10 protein-coding genes are annotated in these 7435 nt (G+C 67.2%); 1 reads left to right on the plus strand and 9 read right to left on the minus strand.

The window, feature by feature from the left end:
* Positions 1–331, minus strand: a 331-nt coding sequence (gene rpsB / locus EAW56_RS10615) for a 30S ribosomal protein S2 (RefSeq protein ID WP_122086490.1), incomplete at its 3' end; no start/stop codon positions are given.
* Positions 332–625: 294 nt separating this feature from the next.
* Here rpsB and EAW56_RS10620 point away from each other — a divergent pair.
* Complete coding sequence (locus EAW56_RS10620) at positions 626–1135, plus strand: M23 family metallopeptidase (RefSeq protein WP_095553972.1); 510 nt, start codon at positions 626–628, stop codon at positions 1133–1135.
* A gap of 20 nt (positions 1136–1155) precedes the next feature.
* Here the strand turns inward: EAW56_RS10620 and xerA are convergent, their stop codons facing one another.
* The 8 genes from xerA to EAW56_RS10660 form a co-directional block, all read right to left on the minus strand.
* Positions 1156–2055, minus strand: coding sequence for a site-specific tyrosine recombinase/integron integrase (gene xerA, locus EAW56_RS10625; RefSeq protein WP_122086492.1), 900 nt, complete (start codon positions 2053–2055; stop codon positions 1156–1158).
* An 11-nt stretch (positions 2056–2066) separates the two neighbouring features.
* A complete protein-coding gene (locus EAW56_RS10630; protein WP_122086494.1) occupies positions 2067–3260 on the minus strand; it encodes a DNA-processing protein DprA in 1194 nt (397 codons plus the stop codon).
* Positions 3257–4801 carry a YifB family Mg chelatase-like AAA ATPase gene (locus tag EAW56_RS10635; protein WP_122086496.1) on the minus strand — a complete coding sequence of 515 codons (1545 nt, stop codon included), beginning with the start codon at positions 4799–4801 and terminating at the stop codon, positions 3257–3259. Before EAW56_RS10635 ends, EAW56_RS10630 begins: the two co-directional genes overlap by 4 nt.
* Positions 4788–5213: a YraN family protein gene (locus tag EAW56_RS10640; RefSeq protein ID WP_095534815.1), complete on the minus strand. Its 426-nt coding sequence runs from the start codon at positions 5211–5213 to the stop codon at positions 4788–4790. Before EAW56_RS10640 ends, EAW56_RS10635 begins: the two co-directional genes overlap by 14 nt.
* Positions 5214–5402: 189 nt before the next feature.
* Positions 5403–5711, minus strand: coding sequence for a DUF2469 domain-containing protein (locus EAW56_RS10645; RefSeq protein WP_095277469.1), 309 nt, complete (start codon positions 5709–5711; stop codon positions 5403–5405).
* Complete coding sequence (locus EAW56_RS10650; RefSeq protein ID WP_095534816.1) at positions 5708–6364, minus strand: ribonuclease HII; 657 nt, start codon at positions 6362–6364, stop codon at positions 5708–5710. The genes EAW56_RS10645 and EAW56_RS10650 overlap by 4 nt, the downstream gene beginning before the upstream one ends.
* A gap of 15 nt (positions 6365–6379) precedes the next feature.
* Positions 6380–7069, minus strand: coding sequence for a signal peptidase I (lepB, locus tag EAW56_RS10655; protein WP_095546389.1), 690 nt, complete (start codon positions 7067–7069; stop codon positions 6380–6382).
* Positions 7070–7361: 292 nt separating this feature from the next.
* A partial coding sequence (locus EAW56_RS10660) for a 50S ribosomal protein L19 (protein ID WP_122086426.1) occupies positions 7362–7435 on the minus strand: 74 nt, incomplete at its 5' end.

Here is a 7435-nt window from a genome sequence, read left to right on the forward strand (position 1 = left end):
TTCGCTTGGACACGGTCTGGAAGTTGGTGAGCATGCCACCGAGCCAGCGGTGGGTCACGTACGGCATGCCGACGCGCTCTGCCTCTTCCTGGATCGGCTCCTGTGCCTGCTTCTTGGTACCGACGAACAGGAGGGTGCCGCCGTGCGCAACGGTCTCCTTGACAAACTCGTATGCCTCGTCGATGTAGGTCAGCGTCTGCTGCAGGTCGATAACGTAGATGCCGTTGCGATCGGTGAAGATGAAGCGACGCATCTTCGGGTTCCAACGACGCGTCTGGTGGCCAAAGTGCACACCTGCGTCGAGGAGTTCGCGCATGGTCACGACTGCCATGGGAATGTCTCCTTTGGAGAAAATAGTTCGGTTAATACTGGTCAAACGTGCGGGTTTTTATCCCACACCCTGGCACCGTGCCCGCCTCGCGCCCTTTCAAGGGACCGTTGCTCGGCTGGCGTTTGTCGGCGCGCGGAGTCAGCCTCACGCAAGGCGCGGACTGCCCGAGTGAGTATACGCACCTCAGGCCCAAAATCATAATTGCGCTGCGCGGTTGTGGATAACCCCCAGCACCTATCCACAGATTTTTCGTTTAGGGTTTCTTTGCACCGTTTGTTGTGGTGTAACTGAGGCATGTATCGCTTCACGACGCCGCGCCCACCCCTCACCGCCCTCATCCTCGCTACCATCACGCTCCTCATCTCCTGCCCGCCGGCCCTCGCGTGGGTGGACCCCACCACCGGCACCGCGCACGCTTCCCGTGTGACCCGCCCCGCGGACATCCCGGAGAAGAACTGGCAACCCGGCCACCGCGGCGTCGACCTTGCCGCCCGCCCCGGCGACCCCGTCCTTGCCGCCAGCGACGGCACCGTCCACTACGTGGGCACGATTGCCGGCACACCTGTCGTCTCCATCGCCCACGCGGATGGAATCCGCACAACCTACCAACCCGTACGCACCGAGCTACGCAAGGGGGACCCCGTCGGCGAGGGCGACATCATCGGCGCGCTCGCCTACTCCCCCGCCAACGCGCCCAACCGGCACGACGGCCTGCATTGGGGCGCGATCGTGGGTAAGGAGCGCTACATCGACCCGCTTTCGCTCCTCTCGGCCCCGTTGATCCGGCTCAAACCCGTCCCCTGAACCAACCCGAAGCCAACCCCCTACGCCCGTGGATGCGCCTGCTCGTAGACCTTGCGCAGCCGTTGGGCGGAGACGTGGGTGTAGATCTGCGTGGTCTGCAGGCTAGAGTGCCCCAACATCTCCTGCACCACACGCAGGTCCGCGCCGCCCTCCAGGATGTGGGTGGCCGCGGTGTGGCGAAGCGTGTGGGGTGAGACGTCCGCGATCCCGGCGCGCTCGGCAGCCCGCTCGACGATGCGCCGGACCTGACGCTGGTCAATCCGCCCGCCGCGGCTGCCCACGAAGAGGGCGTCGGTGTCGGCGGCGAGCTCTCCGCGGCCCTGCTCGAGCCAGTCCTGCACGGCCAGGCTGGCCCGCTCACCAAAGGGCACGGTGCGCTGCTTGTTGCCCTTACCGGTAACCTTTGCCGTCTGCCGGGCGAAGTCGACGTCCCCAGTGTTCAAGCCAGTGAGTTCGCCGACGCGGATGCCGGTGGCGTAGAGCAATTCGAGGATGGCGTGGTCACGAAGCGCCTCGGCGGGGTGCGCGTCGTCGGCTGTGTCGGCCTCGACAAGGTCCCCAGCGCGCGTGGCGCTCACCACTGTGGGCAGGGGCCGCTGGGATTGGGAGGTGACCAGGCGCGCCGCGACGTCGCGAGGGAGCAGCCCCTGTTTGGTCGCCCACGTGGAGAAGCTGCGGGCGGTGGCGGTCCGCCGGGCGAGAGTGGAGCGTGCTTTGCCGGCGCGGGAGGCGTCGGCAAGCCAGGTGCGCAACGTGTCCAGCGTGAATTCGTCCAAGGTGGTGACGTAACTGGACAGGCTACGCAGGTCCGCCTCGTAGGCCTTCACGGTGTTGCTGGAGCGGTTGCGCACGTCGCGGGCGTAGTCGGCAAAATCCGCGACGGCGGCAAGGAACTGCGACTCGGCGCTGAAGTCACTCATGCCCCAGGAGTTTACGCACTCTCCTTGCTGCGCACCGCGCGGGACCACTGCCTGCGCTCACGCTGGACCAGGCCGCGTCGCTCGAGTTCCATGAGGAGGTGGACGGTGAGACCCGTGCTCAACCCGGCGTCGGCGGCGATGCGCTCGGCGTCGCGCCCCGCTGAGGCGGCGGGCGGGGTGGCATCAAACACGCGGAGTTCGTTGTGGCTGAGCTGCTGGATCGGGTCTGCCTGAAACTGCATCTCCAGCTGCCCCTCCGCGTCAATCTGGCCAATGTGACCGCACTGCTCGTGGATCTGGTCTCCGCTGAGCACCATCGTGGCGTTCCCGGCGCGGATGGCCAAGTTGGTGCCGAGCGAGTTGGGCCCGAGTATTGACCCCGGCACCGCCATCGCCTGCCGGTTGTAGTAGCGCGCCCACTTCAGCGTGTTCAGCGCGCCGGAGCGAAACGCCGCCTCGACCACCACGCTGCCCTGCGTCAGTCCGGCGACGAGCCGGTTGCGCGTGAGAAAGCGGTGCCGATCCGGCGTCACGCCCGGCGGGTATTCCGTCACCAGCGCGCCTCCCGCGGCGACGATGCGCCGGAAGAGCTTTTCGTTGCGCTTCGGGTACACCACCCCGGGCCCGCAGGCAGCCACCGCGATGGTCGGCGCGCCCGCCGCGAGCGCGGTCTCGTGCGCCACCGTGTCGATGCCGATCGCCCCGCCAGAGACAACGGTGTAGCGCTGCTTGGCCACCGAGCCCACAAGGTCCTGCGTAGCTTGATGCCCATAGCTACTCGACGCTCGCGTACCCACAAAGGCCACCGACTGCGCGAACAGTGCCGCCAGGTCGGTCGCACCGCGCACCCACAGGGTGTGCGGGGCCGACCCGTCCGCAATGGCGAAGTCCATGTTCTCCCGGCTGTGCAATGCCCCCGCGACAAAGGACTCCTCGATGCGCTCGCTCGGCCACCCCGCGTGTTCCGGGGTGAGCAAGCGGTAGCCGTGCTCGTGCGCCGTCTCCAGGTCGGCGGCCGGGCGGTCCCAGTCGTACCGGCGCTCCGTCGTGCCAGCCAGTGGGCCGAGCCAGCTCGCCCGGGTGCGGATGCCGCGGGCGATCTCGTCGGCATCGCGGCCGGCGCGCAGCATCTCCTGGAGGTGGCGGGAGGGGCCCTCAATTACGCGGGAGAGGTAGGCCCAGGACTCAAGGTTGCTGGGGGTCATGCTGCCTCCTCCTCTGGCGCGGGCGCGTGCATCTCCGCCGCCCGCGCGACGTGGTCGATGTCAGGGGTGTCGGCAGCCTCGAGGTCGGCGAGCGTCCACGCCAGCTTGAGCACCTTGTCCACGCCACGCTGCGTCAGCTCGCCGTGCCCGAGTTTGTTGGAGAGGAAGATCATGCCGGTCTCATCGGCCGGGTAGTGCCTCCGGATCAGTGTCGACGCCACCGCGCCATTGGTCGCGGCCTCCTCCCCACCGACCCCAGCCTGAGCCCAGCGGCTGGCTGCGCGTTCCCGCGCCGCGGCGACGCGGTCGGCGATAACGGCGGACGGCTCGGCGTCCTCCGGGCTGAGCACCGCCGATTGCGCTGTCGTGCGCACGTACAGGTCCAGCCTGTCGCGCAGCGGGCCGGAGATGTTGGCGAGGTGCCGCGCCCGCTCCCCCGGTGTGCAGCGGCACCGCGTTGCCTCCCCGCCGCAGGGGCACGGGTTCGCAGCCAGGATCAGCTGGAAAGCGGCCGGGTACCGCACGGTCCGGCGCCCGCGCTGGAGCTGCACCTCCCGCTGCTCCAGCGGAATGCGCAGCGCGTCCAGAACGCGGGCGGGGATCTCGGAGGCTTCGTCGAGGAAAAGCACGCCGCGGTGAGCCTGGCTCACCGCTCCCGGCAGCGGGATGTGCGCCCCGCCGCCCAGCAACGCCGCCTTGGTCAACGACGGGTGCGGCGCGATAAACGGCCGCTCCTGCACAAGCGCGCCTTTGGCGATCCCCGCGGCCTGGTGCAGCGCCGTGCATTCGATCCGTTCGGCGTCGGTGAGCGGGGGCATAATCGACGGCAGCCGCTCCGCCAGCATCGACTTCCCGGACCCGGGCGGGCCCACCATCATCAGGTGGTGGCCACCGGCGGCGGCGACTTCCATCGCCCGCCGCTCAAGGACCTGGCCGGCGATGTCCGCGAAGTCGAGCGCAGCCGCCCCGCTCCCCGAGCGCGCTGAGGTGCCGGGGGCAACGGGGGCTACGGGGTGGAGCGGCGTGGCGTCGAGAAGCCAGCTCCACACGTGCGTGAGCGAATCGGCGGTGAACGTGCGGGGATCGGCGATGAGTGCCGCCTCATCGGCGTTGGCCGTGGGGACGACGATGGTATCGATGTCGGTGCGGCTGCGTGCTTGCAGGAGCATCGGCAGGATCGCTTCGACCCGGCGCAAGGTGCCGTCGAGGGCGAGCTCACCGAGGAAGAGGGTGCGTCCGATGGTGCGCTGGGTGCGCGGGTCCATACTGCCCAGTACCGCCAGGGCGACGGGCAGGTCGAAATGCGATCCGGCTTTGGGCAGGTGCGCGGGCGAGAGCGAGACCATGATCTTGGTGCGCGGCCACGGCAGCGAGGCGTTGGCGACAGCGGTGCGGATGCGCTCGCGGGATTCTTTCACGGCGGCGTCGCCAAGTCCGACCATGTGGACGCCGGGTAGACCGGGGCCGACGTTGGCCTCCACGGTGACCGGGTGGGCGACGACGCCCTCAACCGTCGCGGTTTGGGTGCTAGCAAGCGCCATCTTCGACCCCCTCGAAGCGGTGGAAGTGCAGCTGGGTGCCGTCAAAGACCGCCTCAACCACGTCGAAGCGCGCCCACCGTGCCTCGGGCAGGTGGTGCTGGCTCAGCCACTGCCCGGCGCAGCGCCGCATCGTGGCGAGCTTGCGGGGTGTGACCGACTCCGCCGCGCCGAACGCTGTGCCGCGGCGCGTTTTGACCTCAAGGAACACGATGGTCCCGTCCTGCGCGCGTAGCACCGCGTCAATCTCACCCGCCTTCACGCGGGCGCGGTGCGCGAGCAGCTGGTAGCCCAGCTCCTCGTACCACGCGATCGCGCCCGCCTCCCCCGCATATCCCAGCTCGTACTGGTCATTCAGGCCGATCGGCGGCCCTGAACGCTGGTGCGGGTCGTGGTGTGATGTGTGATGGTGCATGGCCCCTCCTGAGAGTCCGTGTCTTAAAGTGCGTTGTTTTCAGTGCGGGTGTAAAACCCCGTACTTAGTTAGACTCCGGAAAAGGGGCCGCGGTTCCATCACAAACGAAAAAAGTGGCGCAGGATACTGCGCCACCGGTGTTGCTTCGCGGTCGTCGCCCCCGATGAAGGAAGCGGGAAACCGTGGTGTTTAGCGGTCTGGGAAGGTCAGGTCGGGCTTGTCCAGCTCCTCAATGTTGACGTCCTTGTAGGTGATGACGCGGACGTAGCGCACGAAACGCACGGCGCGGTACATGTCCCACACCCAGCAGTCGGACATGCGGACCTCGTAGTACACGTCTTTGCCCTCGGTGTGTGGGATCAGCTCGACCGCGTTGGCCAGGTAGAAACGGCGGTCCGTTTCCACCACGTAGGAGAACTGGCTGGCTACGTCGCGGTACTCCCGGTACAGCGACAGCTCCACCTCAGACTCGTAGTTGTCCAGTTCCTCAGCGCTCATGCAAGCACCCCTTTTTCGTAACACTCGATCGCCTGCTTGACGTTTGCATAACTATAGCGGTGTTCCGGGGTCGCGCCGTGGCGGCGCACCGCATCCATGTGCGCCTTCGTGCCGTAGCCCTTGTGTCCCTCCAGCCCGTAGCCGGGGTACTGCTGCGCCATTTGCGTAATGAGCCGATCGCGACTCACCTTGGCCAGGATGCTCGCCGCCGCAATGCACCGCGCCGCGGCGTCCCCTCCGATCACGGGAAGTTGCGCGGCCGGCATACCGGGCACGCGGAAGCCGTCCATGAGCACGTAGCCAGGCTGGATCTCTAGTTGGGCTACGGCGCGGCGCGCGCCGTCCAGGTTGGCGGCCTGGATGCCGCGGTGGTCAATCTCCTTAGCCGAGATATGCACGATCCCGTACGCCAAGCTGCACTCTCGAATGGGGTCGAAGAGCAACTCGCGGCGGCGCGCCGTGAGCCGCTTCGAGTCGGTCAGGCCCTCGAGCTCCTTTACCGGGCTCGTCGGGAGCACGCACGCGGCGATCGTAATCGGGCCAAAGCAGGCACCCCGCCCTGCTTCGTCCACGCCGGCTACCGGGCCGAGCCCGGCGTTGTCCAGCGCTACCTCGTAGGTGCGCAGCTGTTTGAGCCTGCGGACACGAGCCATCGACAGCGGACCAGCCTACTGCTGGATGTCCGGGCTCTCCACGCCGCCGAAACGGTTCAGCGGGAAGACGATGCCGAGGACCTTGCCGCGGATGTTCTCACGCGGAATCGTCCCCTCTTCGCCGTCGCCCATGTGGTAGCGGGAGTCGGAAGAATTCGTGCGGTTGTCGCCCATCATGAAGTAGTGGTCTTCCGGCACTTCGAGCGGGCCAAAGTACTGTCCACCGCACGCGTCGGAGCCGGTCGACGGGTCCACCGGGTAGTACGAGGGCTTCATGATGTAGTCCTGCTGGATCGGCTGGCCGTCCACCATGACGGCCGGGTCACCCTCCTGGCAGGACACGGTCTGCCCGCCCTCGGCGATAATTCGCTTGACCAGCGTGTTCTCATCCTTAGGCACGAGGCCCACCCACGAGCCAACTTCCTGCACGCCGCGGATCACCGGGTTGTCGGAGCGGTTGGTCTCAAACCCGGTGTTCCACGAGTCCGTGCCTTTGAAGACGATCACGTCGCCGGGCTCCGGGTCATCAAAGGCGTAGGTGAGCTTCTCCACGAAGATGCGGTCCCCCGACCCGTTCTCGCCGTGCAGGGTGGGCTCCATCGACCCAGACGGGATCACGTACAGGCGCCCGATGAAGGTCTGGATGAGGAAGATGAACACGAGCGTCAGCACGATGACCATGGGGATTTCCACGTACCACGGCATCTCCTTGGACTCCGAAGATTCCGAGGATTCCGACGAGCCAGACTTCCCCGGCTTGCCCGCCTTCCCCTGAGCGACACGGTCTTCCGCCCCGGCGCGCGCGCCGGAACCGGCCGGTACGGATGGCACCGTCGTGTCACGCGGGTACTCCGGCTCTCCCCTGCCTAGGTTCGAGCCGCTTACTGGTCCATTCACGTTCGTCACCTCGCATACTCTAGCAGCGCCGGTCGGCCGGACATACAAAAACGCCCCGCCCACCGAATCGTGTCAGTGAGCGGGGCGCCGGTGCCGCAGACTAGCGACGCTCCTTAATGCGGGCTGCCTTACCGCGCAGATCGCGCATGTAGTACAGCTTCGCACGACGGACGT

It is taken from the genome of Corynebacterium gottingense, from assembly GCF_003693265.1.
GTDB classification, from domain to species: Bacteria; Actinomycetota; Actinomycetes; order Mycobacteriales; family Mycobacteriaceae; genus Corynebacterium; species Corynebacterium gottingense.